Annotated in this window: 1 protein-coding gene; it reads right to left on the minus strand. The window is 67.8% G+C overall.

Going from position 1 to position 826, the window contains the following annotated elements; all coding sequences use genetic code 11:
* Window positions 1-826: phosphoglycerate kinase (gene pgk, locus HTA01S_RS24430; RefSeq protein WP_068176659.1), on the minus strand; the 826-nt coding region annotated here is incomplete at both ends.

The raw sequence follows: 826 nt of genomic DNA on the forward strand, positions 1-826 counted from the left end.
TCAGGTCGTCGTCGGCCACGTCGGTGGCGGCTTTGACCGTGGCCACGGCGTCGGGGCTGAAGCTCTTGGCGCAGACCACGTCGGTGGGGATGGGCACGGCCGCGCCGCGCGCCTTCATGGCGTCGATCACGGCGGTGGCTTCGCCCAGCAGGTCGGGCTCGGCCAGGCTCTTGCCGATCTTCAGGCCCGCAGCGAGCATGAAGGTGTTGGCGATGCCGCCACCGACGATCAGGCCGTCCACGTTTTTTGCCAGGGCCTGCAGGATGGTGAGCTTGGTGCTGACCTTGCTGCCGGCGACGATCGCCACCAGCGGTCGTTTCGGGTTGGCCAGTGCTTTGCTGATGGCGTCCATCTCAGCGGCCAGCAGCGGGCCGGCGCAGGCGATGGGGGCGGTCTCGGCGATGCCGTAGGTCGTGCCTTCGGCGCGGTGCGCGGTGCCGAAGGCGTCGTGCACGAAGATGTCGCAGAGTTTGCCGAGCTTGGCCGCGAGTTCGGGCTTGTTCTTCTTCTCGCCGACGTTGAGGCGGCAGTTCTCCAGCATCACCAGCTCGCCCGGGGCGACGGAGAAGTCGCCATCGACCCAGTCGGCCACCACACGGATGCTGCGGCCCATGAGCTGGCCCATGCGCGCGGCCACGGGGGCGAGCGAGTCTTCGGGCTTGAACTCGCCTTCGGTGGGGCGGCCCAGGTGCGAGGTCACCATGACGGCGGCACCAGCGTCCAGCGCCATCTGGATGGCGGGGATGCTGGCGCGGATGCGGGTGTCTTCGGTGATGTTCCCTTGTTCGTCTTGAGGAACATTCAAATCGGCGCGGATGAAGACGCG

The sequence above is a fragment of the Hydrogenophaga taeniospiralis CCUG 15921 genome, assembly GCF_001592305.1.
GTDB classification, from domain to species: domain Bacteria; phylum Pseudomonadota; class Gammaproteobacteria; order Burkholderiales; family Burkholderiaceae_C; genus Hydrogenophaga; species Hydrogenophaga taeniospiralis.